Annotated in this window: 16 protein-coding genes; all 16 read left to right on the top strand. The window is 48.8% G+C overall.

All coding sequences use genetic code 11. The features are described from left to right. A partial coding sequence (locus tag AAAT03_RS05085; protein ID WP_349102734.1) for a hypothetical protein occupies positions 1-199 on the top strand: 199 nt, incomplete at its 5' end. Positions 200-216: 17 nt separating this feature from the next. After that, positions 217-1,152, top strand: coding sequence for a glycosyltransferase family 2 protein (locus tag AAAT03_RS05080; RefSeq protein WP_349102733.1), 936 nt, complete (start codon positions 217-219; stop codon positions 1,150-1,152). 61 nt (positions 1,153-1,213) lie between these two features. After that, positions 1,214-2,200 carry a hypothetical protein gene (locus AAAT03_RS05075; RefSeq protein ID WP_349102732.1) on the top strand — a complete coding sequence of 329 codons (987 nt, stop codon included), beginning with the start codon at positions 1,214-1,216 and terminating at the stop codon, positions 2,198-2,200. A gap of 20 nt (positions 2,201-2,220) precedes the next feature. Continuing rightward, positions 2,221-3,477 (top strand): oligosaccharide flippase family protein, encoded by a 1,257-nt coding sequence (locus AAAT03_RS05070; RefSeq protein WP_349102731.1) that lies wholly within the window; start codon positions 2,221-2,223, stop codon positions 3,475-3,477. A 14-nt stretch (positions 3,478-3,491) separates the two neighbouring features. Then, positions 3,492-4,406 carry a glycosyltransferase gene (locus AAAT03_RS05065; protein WP_349102730.1) on the top strand — a complete coding sequence of 305 codons (915 nt, stop codon included), beginning with the start codon at positions 3,492-3,494 and terminating at the stop codon, positions 4,404-4,406. 91 nt (positions 4,407-4,497) lie between these two features. After that, a complete protein-coding gene (locus AAAT03_RS05060) occupies positions 4,498-5,190 on the top strand; it encodes a glycosyltransferase family 2 protein (RefSeq protein WP_349102729.1) in 693 nt (230 codons plus the stop codon). An 11-nt stretch (positions 5,191-5,201) separates the two neighbouring features. Next, complete coding sequence (locus AAAT03_RS05055; protein ID WP_349102728.1) at positions 5,202-5,531, top strand: DUF2304 domain-containing protein; 330 nt, start codon at positions 5,202-5,204, stop codon at positions 5,529-5,531. 202 nt (positions 5,532-5,733) lie between these two features. Beyond that, complete coding sequence (locus AAAT03_RS05050) at positions 5,734-7,734, top strand: DUF2142 domain-containing protein (protein WP_349102727.1); 2,001 nt, start codon at positions 5,734-5,736, stop codon at positions 7,732-7,734. Between the two features lies 1 nt (position 7,735). Continuing rightward, positions 7,736-10,117, top strand: coding sequence for a glycosyltransferase (locus AAAT03_RS05045; RefSeq protein WP_349102726.1), 2,382 nt, complete (start codon positions 7,736-7,738; stop codon positions 10,115-10,117). 9 nt (positions 10,118-10,126) lie between these two features. Next, positions 10,127-10,780 carry a hypothetical protein gene (locus AAAT03_RS05040; RefSeq protein ID WP_349102725.1) on the top strand — a complete coding sequence of 218 codons (654 nt, stop codon included), beginning with the start codon at positions 10,127-10,129 and terminating at the stop codon, positions 10,778-10,780. A gap of 25 nt (positions 10,781-10,805) precedes the next feature. Continuing rightward, positions 10,806-11,693, top strand: a complete 888-nt coding sequence (locus AAAT03_RS05035; RefSeq protein ID WP_349102724.1) for a hypothetical protein — start codon at positions 10,806-10,808, stop codon at positions 11,691-11,693. Positions 11,694-12,172: 479 nt separating this feature from the next. After that, positions 12,173-13,072, top strand: coding sequence for a glucose-1-phosphate thymidylyltransferase RfbA (rfbA, locus tag AAAT03_RS05030; RefSeq protein WP_349102735.1), 900 nt, complete (start codon positions 12,173-12,175; stop codon positions 13,070-13,072). A 95-nt stretch (positions 13,073-13,167) separates the two neighbouring features. Continuing rightward, on the top strand, positions 13,168-13,605 hold the full coding sequence (locus tag AAAT03_RS05025) for a DUF4869 domain-containing protein (RefSeq protein WP_117638162.1): 438 nt from the start codon (positions 13,168-13,170) through the stop codon (positions 13,603-13,605). A gap of 9 nt (positions 13,606-13,614) precedes the next feature. Continuing rightward, positions 13,615-14,112, top strand: coding sequence for a Fis family transcriptional regulator (locus tag AAAT03_RS05020; protein ID WP_187362399.1), 498 nt, complete (start codon positions 13,615-13,617; stop codon positions 14,110-14,112). A 185-nt stretch (positions 14,113-14,297) separates the two neighbouring features. Beyond that, positions 14,298-15,317 carry a dTDP-glucose 4,6-dehydratase gene (gene rfbB, locus AAAT03_RS05015; RefSeq protein WP_349102723.1) on the top strand — a complete coding sequence of 340 codons (1,020 nt, stop codon included), beginning with the start codon at positions 14,298-14,300 and terminating at the stop codon, positions 15,315-15,317. 14 nt (positions 15,318-15,331) lie between these two features. Next, a complete protein-coding gene (locus tag AAAT03_RS05010; protein WP_349102722.1) occupies positions 15,332-16,786 on the top strand; it encodes a sugar nucleotide-binding protein in 1,455 nt (484 codons plus the stop codon). Positions 16,787-16,806 lie beyond the last annotated feature (20 nt).

Here is a 16,806-nt window from a genome sequence, read left to right as displayed (position 1 = left end):
CGTCCGCAGCGGCGCGATAAGGAGCGAGTACGTCAGGAGGGGCTGGCAGGCCGGCCCCCTCGGGTGGCCCGTGGCGGAGGCCGAGGCGCTCCCCGGCGGCGGCTCCCAGCAGCGGTTCCAGAACGGCGTGCTTCGCGATCTTGGTTGTCAAACTGGCTCCAGCCCCTCGCTGACTTATCTGCTGGGAATTTCACAGTAGCTTTTTAAGGAATCACAATGGACTTAGTTTCTGTTTTATTGCCGCTCTATAGGGAGCCACTGCCTGTTGCTCAGTGTGCGATTGAATCAATCCTGAGACAATCGTATGAAAAACTTGAGATACTACTTCTGTTGGATGACCCATCCAATAAGGATCTTTGTGGCTTAATCAAATCGTATGCGGAGTCCGACGTTCGAGTAAGGGCTGTAGTGAACGAGCACAATCTTGGGATTGTTGATAATCTGAACCAGGGCATCGATTTGTCAACCGGAGATTATATTTGTCGCATGGATGCGGATGATATCGCGGATGTGCAACGTATCGAAATTCAGGTTAACACTTTGAATAAGGATAACTTGGATTTAATCGGCGGAGAGATGGATGTCATTGATGAGGCTGGATGTTTTCAATATAGTGTCCAGCTTCCTTTGGAGTTCAAACATGTTAATCAGGCTCTTCGCTGGAATAACTGCGTACCACATCCTACGTGGCTAGGGAAACGATCAGTTTTTCAGAAGAAATATCGCAATTTCCCCTTTTGCGAGGACTATGATTTTCTCTTGCGTTCGTCGTTGGCGGGGGAACGTATTGGAAATTGTGGATTTCGTGTTTTGCAATATAGGATGGGTTCCGATAGCTTATCTAGGTCAAATTTATTCAAGCAATTTATTGCACAGCGCTATTTGACTTCTTCATTTCGCAAAAACACTTTGCCATCCATAGAGGAAGCTTGGAATGAAGTGGAAGGCTGTAGCTCCAGTAAAGAACAAGGCTACTTAAAAGCAAACGCTGCGTTCAACGAGGCCGTAGCGAATTTGCATAATAAACGAATTGCCGCCGCGGTTTTACAGCTATTAAAAATCCCCCTATTGTCCTGGAGTTATTTAGATAAGATATCGCGATTGGCTGTCGCCTCGTCATATCGTTTCAAGGAAAATGTGTTAAATCGTTAGTTTGGGCTTACCCTTTATACGCTCATTCGGTTTAGATATTTATGTGAATAAGGATGCACTAATGGAAATTTATGTTCTAAGTCCGGTGGTTGGACCGACAGGTGGAACCGAATTGCTTCAGCAGTTCTGTTCTCAAATCAATAAACTCGGTGGCAATGCATTCATGATGTATCTGTCCGATCCTGTTGGTAAGCCTATCTATAATAAGTTCCAACCTATCTACGAGAACCCCTACGTTGTGGGTCTGATTGATAAGCCTGGCTGTTGCGTAGTAATTCCTGAGCATTTTGCTGGATACATTTCTAGGTTCCGCCAGTCCAAAACTGCCGTTTGGTGGATGAGCGTAGACAATTACTGGGGTGCGGCTTATCAGGCGGATGGGTATTCGTATAAAGATGTTTATAGAATTTCTCGACGTCTGGCCTATAAACCAGTTCATTTGCTAAATTTGAGCCAATTTAAAAAGTGCATTCATTTTTATCAAAGCGAATACGCGCGTTTATATATCACTGATAAGTTGAATATAGATGCATCTCGCGTTTACCCATTGTCCGACTTTATAGATTTGAGATATAAGGCAGATGAGACAGCGGTAAAGGGTAATACGATTCTATATAACCCTAAGAAGGGCATTAAATATACCAAGCAGCTCATCAGCTCTATTTCAGATTACGAGTGGGTTCCGCTTCAGGGAATGTCTTTCTCCGAACTGCTGGCTACGATGCAGAAAGCAAAATTATATGTAGATTTTGGCGCACACCCCGGAAAGGATCGACTTCCCCGCGAAGCAGCTACTTGCGGATGCTGCGTCGTGACAGGTATGCGCGGGGCGGCAGCAAACGATGTAGATATTCCAATATCAGATATTTATAAGTTTGGTGACTTTAATATCGATCACATTCGCCAAACAATTAACTTTGTTATGAATAACTACGATAAAGCCACTCTTGATTTTCTTGAGTATAGGCGTTCAATCGCCGAAGAGCTGAATCGTTTTCAGAGCGAGTGCGCAAACGCCATCTCTCTTTTTAATACCTTTAACTGCTAACTCTGTTTGAAAACGCGCGCATGTATATTTCTAAAGTAAACGGTTTTAATACTCCGCCTCAATCTGCGGCACGAAATACTATATTTAATTTAATCGGTTGCTTGGCATATCAAGGCTGTCAGTGGTTGGTGACTATTCTTGTTGTTTATATTGCCGGGTTTGAGGCATCTGGATATCTCGCGTTTGCAATGGCAATCGGAAATGTATTCCTGCCGTTGGCCACATTTAATCTAAGAACGTATCAGGTATCTGATGTCAGCGACAATTATTCTCATGGGTGCTATTTTGCCTTTCGTGTTCGAATGATATTGTTCGCTTTGGTCGCAACTTGCGTCTATTCTTTAATAACGGTAAAGGATATCTCCTTTGTTCCTAGTATTCTCGCTTATTTACTATTTAAAATAGATGAGTCCGTTTGCGATGTTCTTTCTGGAGTCGATCAGAGATTCCAACGGATGGACTATATAGGAGTTTCACAGTTTCTGCGCGGTGTGTTGCTTCTTGCTGGCTTTTCAGTCGGTGCTTACGTGAGCGGTAATGTTACATATGGAATAATCGGGATGTGGCTTCCTTGCTTCTTGATGACTGTTTTCTATGACATTCCGCATGTTAGACGTTTAACTGATTTAGATATAATTATTCGTCGAAGTGAATTTGTCGACATTTTTAAGTCATGTCTTCCGTTGGCCATTTCGGCTTTGATGTTTAGTCTGACGACAACTATAGCGAGACAGTTATTTGGAAATACTTATGGAGCTGAGCAGCTCGGCATTTACGCGTCAATTGCCACGCCCGCAATTTTAATTCAGGCAGCTTCGCGATATCTTTACGCTCCGTTGCTAACTCCACTGGCCTTAGCTTATCGTGATGGTTGCAGCAAATTAAAGACAACTTTTTGTCGATATACGTCTCGCCTAGTTTCAGCCACCGTTTTCATTGGCTTGGTTTTGTTTTTCTTCGCACCTCAATTGCTTAACTTGCTGTTTGGTCCAAGCGTCTCTAAGCTGGCTATCGTCTTTGACTTAATGTTGCTTGCAACTTTTTTGAATGCGTTTATAAACTATCTGTCTGACTTTCTTGTTGTATGTGAGGACTATAGGACTCCGCTGTTTGCTTCAATTATTTCATTGGTTGTTTGTTGCATATTCGTATATCCGTTCGAGTTATTTATTGGAATGAACGGCATTAATGTTACTTTAATAGTTTCCTACGGCTGTTCTGTGGTCTTTTTGGTATTTAAGGTCATTCGCAGGTTTGCTATTTTGAAATGCATGTAAATAGGGGATTTCTAATGGATGAGGTTCAAATCGCCGTTTTATTGTCTACTTATAACGGTTTTCCATATATTTCTGATCAAGTTGACAGCGTCTTGAATCAAATCTTGGAAGACGGCATATCGCTCCATTTGTTTATTCGAGATGACGGATCCCATGATGGGACTCTAGACTATTTGAAAAACCTTCAGAATGATGAGCGAGTTACAGTTTCCTTTGGTGAAAATATTGGCGTTGCCGCTTCGTTTTTTTCGCTGCTGAACGATACGCCAGAGTTTTACGACTATCTAGCCTTATGCGATCAGGACGATGTTTGGCTGCAAGACAAGCTGATGAGGGCTATTGGAGAGTTAAACCGTTCTAATGTGGGTGAGAATGAGCCTCTTTTGTATTGCTCCGAATATTATTTTTGTGATAGCGATCTCGGTGTTGTTTCAAAATCAAAATTGAATAAATCAGGAGTGTCTTTTCAGAAGATGCTTTATGAGAATCCTTGCTCCGGCAATACAATGGTTCTAAATAAAAAATTGCATCAAATTTTGAACCAAATTGGCTATGAAGTATGTGGTTGGCACGACTGGTGGATAGCGCTTGTCGCTTCTGCCTTTGGCAACATCGTATATGATGACTATCCCTCGCTTTATTATCGACGAACTGGTGATAATGCGAGCGCTACTGGAACCTCTTTTGCAAAGGTAATGGCCCAACGCTTTAAGACTTTTGCTAAGGGGGATGGGCTTGCGTTTGTTAAAAAACAATTAAGACATCTTTATTCATATAAAAGAGAAATTTCCTCTCGTGAACGTCTATCGTTGCTCGAGACGAGCGTTGAAGGTAATTGCTGGTCCAAGGCGTTTCATTCTGGAAGGTATAGACAAAGTTTGCCTGGCGAAATAACCGTTCGTCTCCTATTGCTGTTTCAGATCCTTTAACTTGAGCTTGAGTAACTGCCTGTATGTTTGGCGGTTGTTTCTGACTGGCTTGGTATAATAAAAGAAAATATAAGCTAGAGAATGGTTTGTTTTGTCTAATACAGCTAGAACTCTTGTTGCTATACCCGCTTACAACGAAGAGGATTGCATTAGAAATACCGTATGCGAACTCAGGCAAATTGCACCTGAGTTTGATTTTGTAGTCATCAATGATGGGTCTCGAGATCGAACATTGGCTATCTGCAAGGACCTTGGTTGTGACATTATTGATATGCCCATTAATTGCGGATTGACTGTTGGGTTTCAGACGGCTGCGCGTTATGCGGTTGATCATGGATATGACTATATGGTTCAGTTTGATGCTGACGGCCAGCATCGCCCAGAATATATAAAGGACCTTGTTGATAGGGCTCAATCTGATGGATCAGATATTGTCATTGGCTCTAGGTTTGTAAGCGTGCGCAAAGACAAGACGCTTCGCATGATCGGCTCGCGTATGATTACGGTGCTAATAAAGATTCTGACAGGCAAGAGAATCAGTGACCCCACGTCTGGATTTAGGCTATTTGGGCGGGATATTCTTAAGAAATACTATTACGACAATACCTTAAATCCGGAGCCAGAATCTCTCGCTCTCTTTTTGAAGCAAGGGTATTCCATTTCAGAGGTACAGGTTAAGATGCGCGAACGCCAAGGTGGCGAGAGCTATCTTAATCCTGTTAGATCCGTGCAGTATATGGTTCGCGTTTTCGTTACTCTCCTTATCGTTCAGTGGTTTAGGTGATCAATTTGCCGATGTCTCTTCGTATTTTGCTTCTCGTCTGCGCTGTTTTAGTATTCCTGTTCGTATTGCGCAAATTAAAAAAATCCCAAATGCAAGTTTTGGATTCTTTGTTTTGGCTGCTATTTAGCGTCAGTTTTGTAATCTTGGGCGTTTTTCCACAAGTTGCAATGTGGCTTTCAAGTCTATTTGGTTTCATGTCGGCTTCGAATTTCGTGTTTCTTTACGTTATTGCCGTTCTTGTGGTCCGTGATTTCTGTAACTCTCTTCGCCTCTCTCGTCAGGAAGAGCGTTTAAACTCGCTTGTTCAGGCTGTTGCGTTAAGTAGGGAGAAGGAAAAGTAGGCTATGCCTTTCGCTTCGGCGTATAAATCATCTGGATGTGAATGTCCCTACTTATATTACTTTCAACAGTTGTGAACAGTGCTTGGTGCCCATACTTGTCATCCAGATGGCTGGGAACGATTCTTCGAGGGCCCTTGCAGCGTGATTTGGATAAAGGTGAATTAGCTCCGTGTTGCCTCGATGCGTAAACCAAAAGCAAATAATGAAAGCCGTCTTCGTTGCTCTTCTCTTTATTGTTGAGCTTCTGTGCATGAAGCACTTTTATGTGAACCACTCTGTCGCACAGCTGTTTGTTTTAGCGCTCTATTGCGTCGTTGTAGATGTTGCCATTTGGCAATCATATTGCGTCTTCCTTTCCTCAGATGATGAGGAGAAGCGTGGCAACTGTTCTGGTCGCTGCGCTCAATTATTAGTCCTGTTGCTTGCGGCATTTGCTGTGGCGGTCATCTGGGAGGGCTGCACCGTTCTTGGCTCGCCGGCTTCTCATTTCTCGAATATTGCTGACTGGAATAAAAAGCGGCTCATTTTCTTTTTTCTGATTTTCTATTGCGCAATACTCTATTTATTCCAAAGCGGCTTTTCTCTGAAAGCGTTGTTCCATTCTGTTTCGGCGAGGGTTAAGGCTACCGACTACGTTTCCCTGGTGATTATCGCATTCTTTATTGTTTTTGGCTGCTCGACGATTGCATTCGTGAATGGGTTCATTAATGCTGTTGTTTATTTCCTGCTGGTAATCATAACTTCGGTTTTCACGGCTTGCTTGGGCATTCGAAAGGGAAACTCTGCCCTTCCCGTCGCTTTCTTTATCGCTGCATTCTCAATTGGTGTGTTCCTTGTGGTGAGCACTCCGATAACGACAGGTATTTCATGGGATGATCAAATTCACTATTCCAATGCCCTTTCGACATCTTATTTATTTGAAACTCAAAAAACTGATACGGATATTAACTTTACTGACGAAGCGGTCCGTCGTACGCAGGGCTTTGAAGAGCCCTCTCTTTCCCATTTTGATCGAGCGGAAATTCTCGAGCATGCTAGGGAGCTGAATAGCTCCTATAGATCTGATATCGCTTCTGGTCATGTGCAAGTTAACAAGCATGAAGAATTCGTTTATACGCTTAGCAGCATTGGGTATATTCCCTCGGCAATTGGTCTTTGGCTCGCTCGCCTTCTGCATTTCGATTTTTCTTCTATGATTCAATTCGCTCGGATTTGCAATTTATTTAGTTACTGTCTTGCAATTGCCATTGCAATCAAGGTTACGCCCTCGAAAAAGGGATTATTTGCTTTTGTGGGAATGCTGCCAACCTCGATCTTTCTTGCGTCGTGTTTCTCATATGATGCATGGCTCATTTCGTTTACCATTCTCGGTTTTGCTTATTTTTTGAGGTATGCATGGGGTGATTTAAATGAATTTACAGTTCGCAATATATCACTGGCATTTTTATTTACCTTTTCAGGACTCGCAGTCAAAGCTGTGTATTTTCCGATAATCGGTCTTTTCTTTATGGTTCCGCGCAATCGTTTTGTTAGCTCGAAACAACGAGTTCATTACTATGCTGCCGTGTTTGTTTTGGGCTTGATTGCTTTTGCCTCCTTTGCGCTTCCGTTCTTGTTTTCAGCTGCTAGCGGATCCAACGTTGGCGATATGCGAGGCGGCTCCGATGTCAACTCTGGTCAGCAAATCGCTTTCATTCTCGCCGATCCATTGCGCTACGCTGAAATACTCGCCAATTATTTTTCAACTTATTATTTAAATCCGATGACCTCTTCTGAATATGCATTTAACTTTGCATATCTTGGAGCGCTCGCTGCTCAGATTTCTGTAAATGCGCTTCGTGGTTTGGTTCAGGTGCTTCCAGCTCTTTGTCTAATGTTGGTCGGGCTTTTTTCGGCCGATTCGATTAGTGTTAAGCATGCTGGTCCTGCATATTTTCTTTGGGCCTCTTTTGTTTTTTTGTTTACGGTAGCTTTGGTAGCAACTGCACTTTACGTGTCTTTTACCCCCGTCGGTTTGGGGACGGTTAATGGTTGCCAGAGTCGTTACCTTTTGCCACTCTTGGTTCCGTGTCTATCGTTTATCCTTAACCAAAGTCGCTTGGTCTTTGGGGACAGCAAACGATTCATATTGATATGCCTCGTATTCCCGTTTACTTTGGCTACGATTTGCGAGTTTGTTTTAGTTATTGGAAAGTGTTGCTGATATGGGCATAGTTTTTAATACCGAATTTAACAATAAGCTAAATTGCCGTGGCGACGGCAAGCTATATCTACTGTATGAAGCCGCATCCGTTTTTCCTGATGCTGTTGAGTCGCAATCACCCAATGGGCAAATTCTGCCCGCAAGAATCATCCCTTTTTCAGAGACTGAATTTGTTGTAATCCTTGCCGATTTTGATGTCGACCAATCTGTGTCTTTCTTTAGCGATGGTAATACAGTTTACCAACGTTGTATCAATCCTGGCCAGATTTCTCTTGAGTCGAAACTAAACGGGTTGCTGCGTGCGGAACATTGTGGGCAATTTCGCAATATTGACCGTTCCGGTATTCACGCGCTCGCATCTATCCAAATCGAGAACTTTATTCCCTGTGATGATGGCCTAATTGTCAGAGGCGTTCTTTCGGGTGCTGATTGCCTTAAGGGAGATCGTATTATCGCTTTTAATGAAGAAGCCCGCGTTGTTGGGGAATCTCTGTTATTAAACAACTTATTTTTCGATTCGAATCCCGGTTTTGTGAACTTCTCCCTGCACATTCCTGAGGTTGGGAATAGCCTTTGCATTTGCATGCATAGAGCTTCTGGTCATCTAGATACGTTTATCAATCTAAAAAAAGACATGCTCAAGGAGCTTTGTGATGAGGCTGATCGGGAGCATGTATGTGCGTTCGATCAACCCCGTTATTTGTCCTGGTTTTCTGGGCGTAGATTGACCGGATCCGATGCAATAGCTCAATCGAAAATAGAGTTTACATACCAACCCTTGTTTTCAATCATCGTCCCTTTATATAAGACTCCTTTGAATTTCTTCAGGGACATGGCTGATTCTGTAATCGCACAGACGTATTCTAATTGGGAACTCATTCTGGTTAATTCTACGCCCGATTACGATGGCCTAAGTGACCTGGTCTCCGAGTATGTGGACGCTGACTCTAGAATTAAAGTGACTGTTCTTGAGGGCAATCTAGGTATCACTGAGAACACCAATGTCGGAATCAAGATGGCCAAGGGCGAATACCTTTGCTTTTTTGATCATGACGATGTCCTGGAACCGAATATCTTGTTTGAGTACGCATGCGCTTTAAATCAAAATGCGGACATCAATCTTCTTTATTGTGATGAAGATAAGCTATTGCCTGACGGGTCTTTGGCTCATCCTACTTTTAAGCCGGATTTTAGTCTTGATATGGCTCGTGACAACAATTATATTTGCCACCTCCTTACTGTTAAAAGGGCATGTTTAGACAGAATTGACCTTTCTAACAGCGAGTTGGATGGCGCCCAAGACCATGCCATGGTGCTGAAGATTGCTGAACTTGGTGGGACGATCCATCATGTTCCTAAAATTTTGTATCACTGGAGAATAAGTGAGAATTCGACTGCGGGTAATTCCGATAGTAAACCCTATGCAACCCTTGCTGGAATAAAAGCGGTTCAGGAGCACCTTGATAGATGCGGTATCAAGGCGACTGTGGTTAACTCTCATAATCGTGCTTTTAGATATAGCCCTATTTATGATGTTCCTTCATCTGAGTCCTGTTCATTAATCGTTACCACCCGCGGCAATTCTTCGGTTCTTTCGACTCTTGTATCTTCAATCAATGACACCGATTTTGATGATCTTGAAGTTGTTTTCGTGTGCTCGCGGGATACGGAAGCTGCTGTTCAGCAATCGAGCTCTGGACTTCGTTGTCGCTATATCGTTCACGCGCTTGATGACCCGTTTAATATGTCTGGATGGAGAAATGCCGGTGCTCTCGCCGCACATGGCGAGCAATTCGTCTTTGTTCATGACGATATCCAGGCACTAGACTCCTTGTGGCTAAAGACTCTCGTTGGCTTTTCTCAACGAGAGGATGTTGGCGTTGTTGGAACAATGACATGCGATCTTGACGGCATTGTGCAGCAGGCGGGCCTGTCTTATGTTGGAGAATCAATCGTCAACCTATCGCAGGGTATTCATCGATCTTCTCCTGGCTATATCTATATGCCATTGACCGTGAGGGATGTATCTGCGGTGAGTGGTGTCTGTTTAGCTATTTCACGCGAACATTTTAATCGTTTGGGCGGTTTTGACGAGTTGTATCTTCTTGACTATTCGGATGTTGATATTTGCTTCAAAGCTTCTCAAGCTGGGTTAAAAGTGATCTATACACCAGAGGCGTGCCTCTATCATTTGGCATGTGTTGACAAGTCTCTTGATAGTAAATCTCGCTCTCACAAGCACTTTGAGGATAAGGCACGATTGCTGCATAAATGGTCCGAGCGATTCTCTGAGGGGGATCCATGGTTTTCCGTTAACTTTTCTCGAGATCCCAAGCGTGCAGCGTTATACAAGTTCGATCCCTTTGACTACGAAGCGATTTGAGTGCTTTAAATGAAACAAATTGCCTGGATAATATCTCCGCCCGCAAAGGGTTCAGGCGGCTTTCGAACCATCTGCAGCAAAGCTTCCTTTCTAGATTCTCGCGGATATGAGAATTACTTTTTCATTATGCCGGGCTGTGAGGCATACAAGAGTGCTCATAGAGTTCAGGCTGAAATTAAGGATTGGTTTGGCTATTCGCCTAAAGAGGTACTTGTGGCACCGAGTGTGCCCGAGGATTTTTTTGCAGTAATCGCTACCGCTTGGAATACGGCGCACTTCGCATCTATGCAGAAGTGCGCCCATAGGTTCTACTTCATTCAGGATTTTGAACCTTGGTTCTATCCGATGGGGGAGATGTATCTAAATGCCGAGGCAAGTTATCGTTATGAACTAAACCCCATAACGATAGGCAGATGGCTTTCTAAAAAAGTTGAACCCTATTATTCGCATGAAGTCCCATATTGTGATTTTGGCGTTAGCGAAATATATACTGCGCAGGAACAAAATCTAAGCAGAGAGTATGCCGTCTGCGCCATTTATCAATCCAATAAGGATCGGCGTTTGTCTGGCATGTTGCTTGATGCAATTAAATTGCTTCTCAAGCTCGACGATGCAGTTGTCGTGTATTTATACGGTGAAGACGCAATGCCCCCCCATTCGTGATCCACGTGTACGCAGCCTAGGCATCTTGACTACTGATGAATGCGCCTCGCTTTATGCTAAGTGTGTTGCCGGCGTATCGTTGAGCGTGACTAATCCCTCTCGCCTGCCTTTCGAAATGCTTGCATCGAAACTCTCGGTAATTGAAATAAACCGTGAGAATAATCTACTCGACTTTCCGGAGGGCACCATCCACCTCGCTGAGCCCTCTGCTTGTGGCATTGCTTCTTCTATTCTTGAGGCTCTTTCAGGCTCAAAATGCGATTCGCCTAATCGATTTAGCTGTACGTCGATTGAGCGTGAAAATGAAATGTTCTTCGAGGCCTTTACGCGTTATTTGAATGAAGAGCCATCCTTGGCTAGCGGGAAGTCCGCCTTCGGGAATGTGCTAAAAACTGAAGACCAAAGTAAGGTCTTCTTGCTCAGCGATCGTCTTGCTGATGCTCGATTGCTATCGTCTGCCATGTCTCAAACGCTCATCAAAGCTTCTTCTGTTGATTTGACTGTGCGTTTTGAGTCGTCTTTGGTGCCTGTGGATGTTCGCGCAGCTGTTTGGCGCGCCCTTGATCAGTCTGATATTCGCTGGATTAGTCTTGAATCTAGGGACGGCCATTTTGCGGGGCATGTTCCGCTGTTTTTGAATGATGATGAAGAGGCCTATCTTCGCATTCATATATACTCTTTTGCGGAAGACGGCAAAAATCCGCTTTGTGTCGCCGAGCTAAGCCAACTTGTCTGTCTTTCGCCTTCTTGCAACGCTCGTCCTGTTGTTCGTTCGGTTGAAAGTGGCGCATGCAGCGTGTCTGCCGTTTTTAACCTATCTGATGAATATTGTGAACCGTGTCAGCCTTCTGCATCGACGGGTGTCGATGGCGGTCACGTTGCTCTACTCAAACGTTTATTTCGGAGAGACTGATGGCAAGCTCTTTGTAATGGACTCAGCTACTCAAAGCATCCATTTCATCGAATTTGCTCGCTAATAATCGGATTTGGCTAAAGAAAAAGTGCTTTCAACTTTTGAATATGGCTATAGGAAGCGAGGGCCTAGCGATTACGTGATTATGGATGCCCACCTCAGTTTTATGGAGTAAATTTACGGCAGCGATTCCGCTTGCTCGGCGTCTCATTGTTAATTCAACTAGCTTGAAGTGCATTCCGGTCGCGAACTCGGGCTTCTCAGGTTGAGCTTCACTATGTCATCAATATTATTGTTTACGTATATGGCCGATTAGCAGCAATGAGCGCATCCGTTGTGTCGTCTTTACGGGTTGTGTCCTTGCGGTTGTTCATCAATGGCTTCTTTCGTTAATATTGAGAAGGTTTAACTTAATAGAATATCAAACTCTAACTAACCGCTCGATATATAACTATTATCGATTGCAGAGGACGGATTATATGAAAGGCATCATCCTCGCCGGCGGGTCCGGCACGCGCCTGTACCCGCTCACGCTCGTGACCTCCAAGCAGCTGCTGCCGGTCTATGACAAGCCCATGATCTACTACCCGCTTAGCACCCTCATGCTGGCGGGGATCCGCGACATCTTGGTCATCTCCACGCCTACCGACCTCCCCAACTTCGAGCGCCTGCTCGGGGACGGCTCGCGCTACGGCGTGAACCTCTCCTACGCAGAGCAGCCCTCGCCGGACGGCCTGGCGCAGGCCTTCACCATCGGCGAGGAGTTCATCGCCGGCGAGCCGTGCGCGCTGGTGCTCGGCGACAACATCTTCTACGGCAACGGCCTGTCCCGCCACCTGACGCGCGCCGTGCAGAACGCGGAGTCGGGCCGCGCCACGGTCTTCGGCTACCACGTCGACGACCCCGAGCGCTTCGGCGTCGTGGAGTTCGACGGCGAGGGCAGGGCCGTCTCCATCGAGGAGAAGCCAGCGGAGCCCAAGAGCTCCTACGCCGTCACCGGCCTGTACTTCTACCCGGGCGACGTCGCCGCCAAGGCCCATAGGGTCCAGCCCTCCGCGCGCGGCGAGCTGGAGATCACCGACCTCAACCGGATGTACCTGGAGGAGGGGACGCTGTCGGTGGTCACCCTCGGCCGCGGGTACGCGTGGCTGGACACCGGCACCATGGAGAGCCTGCACGAGGCCGCGGAGTTCGTCCGCGCCGTGGAGCACTCACAGGACCTGCCGGTCTCGGTCCCCGAGGAGATCGCCTGGGAGAACGGCTGGATCACGACCGCCGAGCTGGAGGAGGCAGCCAAGGCCTACGGCAAGTCGGTCTACGGGCGGCACCTGAAGAAGGTCGCCGCCGGCGAGATCGTCAACAGCCCGCGCGAGTACTAGCGCCAGCTTGTTTTCTTTTAGGGGCCACCGTTTATCTGGTGGCCCCTTTCGTTATGATTACGTTGACCATAAAGACAATATGATTGGGAGTGGATGTGTTAAGCGTCTACTTTGGCGATATGCCAGAAGCGATTTACAACACAGCGACATATTTCAAAAACTCTTACCGGTCTTCTTGGATTACGGATCCCTATGCAGTCTCGATAATTAAGGATGTCGATCGATCGGATGTTGTCTCCGAAAACGTCATCGAAAGCCCTGTGCTTGGGTCCATTTCTCCACTCCAGCTTTCTGGTGGCGTGAAAACGCTGCTGCTTATGAGATTTGATCGTAAGCATATTTTTAACGCTTCTACCTGTGGTGATAACTGTGCCAAGTGGATTCTCGACATGGCGAAAGACCGCAAGCTCGTTGTGAATCTCTATCATGTGATGGACTTTGGTCGCGAGGATTTTAAAATAAAAGTCGTGAATAGCGGCCGAATCGTTCACAACATGGCCGAATTGATTCACGAGTCGATTCCGTATCTGTAGGTGCTGCTTATGAACGGTTCGCATCTCGTTAAGATTTCCCGCCGCAGGGGAACCAAGTACACATTTACCATCAAGCGGAACATCACTATTGTGCGTGGCGATAGCGGCACGGGTAAGACGACACTGTTTGACATGGTCGCAGACTACATGCGAACGGGCGAGCAGTCGGGTGTTTCCTTGCAATGCGATTGTCCCTGTGTCGCCCTGACCGATTATGATTGGCGAAACCAGCTTTCGTCCGTTCATGACTCGATTGTATTTGTCGATGAGGGCTTAAAAGAGATCCATTCTGATGAGTTTGCCCATCATGTGCTGTATTCCTCGAATTATTTCGTGCTGATCTCAAGGGCTGATTTCCCCAATCTTCCGTATAGCGTGGATGAGATTTACAAGATTAAGACGAGCGGAAAATACCATTCTTTCGTCCCTGTTTATCAAGATCGCGGGAATCATCGTTATGCTATTTCCCGGTCGGCGCCAAAACAGGACATTACTTACGTGAAATAACTGGGGATTCGGTTTTTCACTACGACAAAGACTGCATTCCGGAGGCGTTTTGTACAGGAGGTAATTCAGCGGAGGTTATGGCTCTTATCGCATGCCGAAATGTCCGATAGTTTTGTTGAATAGCGTCGCGGCGTCACTTCCTGCGGCATACTAAAGAAGCTGTACATGCTTCAGATTGGATTTTCATGTCTGAGATTTTTGAACCCAAGAACATCATCGTCACGGGCGGCTGCGGCTTCATCGGCAGCAACTTCGTCCACTACGTCGTGAACAACCACCCGGGCGTCCACGTCACCGTCCTGGACAAGCTGACCTACGCCGGCAACCCCGAGAACATCGCGGGCCTGCCCTCCGACCGCGTGGAGCTCGTCGTGGGCGACATCTGCGACGCGGAACTGCTGGATAGGCTGGTGCCGGGCCACGACGCGATCGTGCACTACGCCGCAGAGAGCCACAACGACAACTCCATCGCCGACCCGGAGCCGTTCCTGCGCACCAACGTGGAGGGCACCTTCCGCCTTCTGGAGGCCGTCCGCAAGTACGGCATCCGCTACCACCACGTCTCCACCGACGAGGTCTACGGCGACCTGGCGCTCGACGACCCGGCGAAGTTCACCGAGGATACGCCGTACCACCCGAGCAGCCCGTACTCTAGCACCAAGGCGAGCTCCGACATGCTCGTGCGCGCCTGGACGCGCACCTACGGCCTGCGCGCCACGATCTCCAACTGCTCCAACAACTACGGCCCCTACCAGCACGTGGAGAAGTTCATCCCCAGGCAGATCACGAACATCGTCGACGGCGTCCGCCCCAAGCTCTACGGCCGCGGCGAGAACGTCCGCGACTGGATCCACACCGAGGACCACTCCAGCGCCGTCTGGGACATCCTCACCAAGGGCCGCACGGGGGAGACCTACCTCATCGGAGCGGACGGCGAGAGGGACAACATCACGGTCCTGCGCATGATCCTGGAGGCCATGGGGCGCGACCCCGAGGACTTCGACTGGGTCGCCGACCGCCCCGGCCACGACCGCCGCTACGCCATCGACTCCACCAAGCTCCAGCGCGAGCTGGGCTGGAGGCCGGCGCACACCGACTTCGCCGGGGGCCTGAAGGCCACCATCGACTGGTACGTGGAGAACGAGTCCTGGTGGCGCCCGGCCAAGGAGGCCACCGAGGCCCGCTACCGCGCACAGGGCCAGTAGGAGGGGATAGACAGATGGCAGACATCGCATTCGAGAAGGACCTCTCCGTGGCCGAGACCGGCATCGAGGGCCTGATGGTCGTCGACCTGGCCGTCCACGGCGACTCGCGCGGCTGGTTCAAGGAGAACTGGCAGCGCGCCAAGATGACCGAACTCGGCATCCCGGACCTCCGCGTCGTCCAGAACAACATCTCCTACAACGACAGCCGCGGCGTCACCCGCGGCATCCACGCCGAGCCCTGGGACAAGTTCATCTCCGTGGCGCGAGGCAGCGTCTTCGGCGCCTGGGTTGACCTGCGCGAGGGCAGCGCCACCTACGGGAAGGTGTTCACCTGCACGCTCGACCCGTCGAAGGCCATCTACGTCCCGCGCGGCGTGGGCAACTCCTTCCAGGCGCTGGAGGACGGCACCGCCTACACCTACCTGGTGGACGCCCACTGGTCGCTGGAGCTCAAGAGGACCTACACCTTCGTGAACCTCGCCGACCCCGAGCTCGCCATCGAGTGGCCGATCCGGCTGGAGGAGGCCACCGTCTCCGAGGCCGACCTCAACCACCCGATGCTCAAGGACGTCGTCCCCATGGCGCCGAAGCGCACCCTCGTCACCGGCTGCAACGGCCAGCTGGGCCATGCGGTGCGCGCGCTCGCCGAGGAGCGCGGCGTGGCGAAGGACTTCGACTTCTGCGACATCGACACCTTCGACATGTCCGACCCGGAGGCCTATTCGCAGTACGACTGGTCGCTCTACGGCACCGTGATCAACTGCGGCGCCTACACGGCCGTGGATAAAGCGGAGACCCCCGAGGGCCGCGTGACCGCCTGGAAGGCCAACGCGACCGGCCCGGCCCTGCTCGCCCGGACCTGCGCCGGGCACGGGATCACCCTGGTCCACGTGTCGTCCGACTACGTCTTCGACGGCACGGCCGAGGTCCACACGGAGGACGAGCCCCTCAGCCCGCTGTCCGTCTACGGCCAGACCAAGGCCGCAGGCGACATCGCCGTGGCCGGGTGCCCCCGTCACTACATCATGCGCAGCTCCTGGGTCATCGGCGAGGGCCACAACTTCGTCAAGACCATGAAGGGGCTGTCCGACCGCGTCGCCGACCCCGAGGACGGGCTCGCGCAGATCACGGTCGTGGACGACCAGCTGGGCCGCCTGACCTTCACGCGCGACATGGCGCGGGCCATCTTCCACGTGCTGGACGCGAAGGCCCCCTACGGTACCTACGATTGCACCGGCTCCGGCGCCGTGAAGAGCTGGGCGGACATCGCCCGCGCCGTCTTCGAGGCCGCCAACGGCAACGGGGACAAGGTCGTGCCGGTGTCGACCGCCGACTACTACGCGAACGCCTCCGGCCCCGTCGCCCCGCGCCCGACCCACTCCGCGCTCGACCTGTCCAGGCTCGAGTCGGTCGGGTTCCACATGCCCGACTGGGAGGAAGAGCTGGGGGAGTACCTCAAGACGCTCTAGCCGCTATTAACTTTTCGAGA

This window comes from Collinsella sp. CLA-AA-H167 (assembly GCF_040095305.1).
Lineage (GTDB): Bacteria > Actinomycetota > Coriobacteriia > Coriobacteriales > Coriobacteriaceae > Collinsella.
This window is presented reverse-complemented; position numbering and strand designations above follow the sequence as displayed.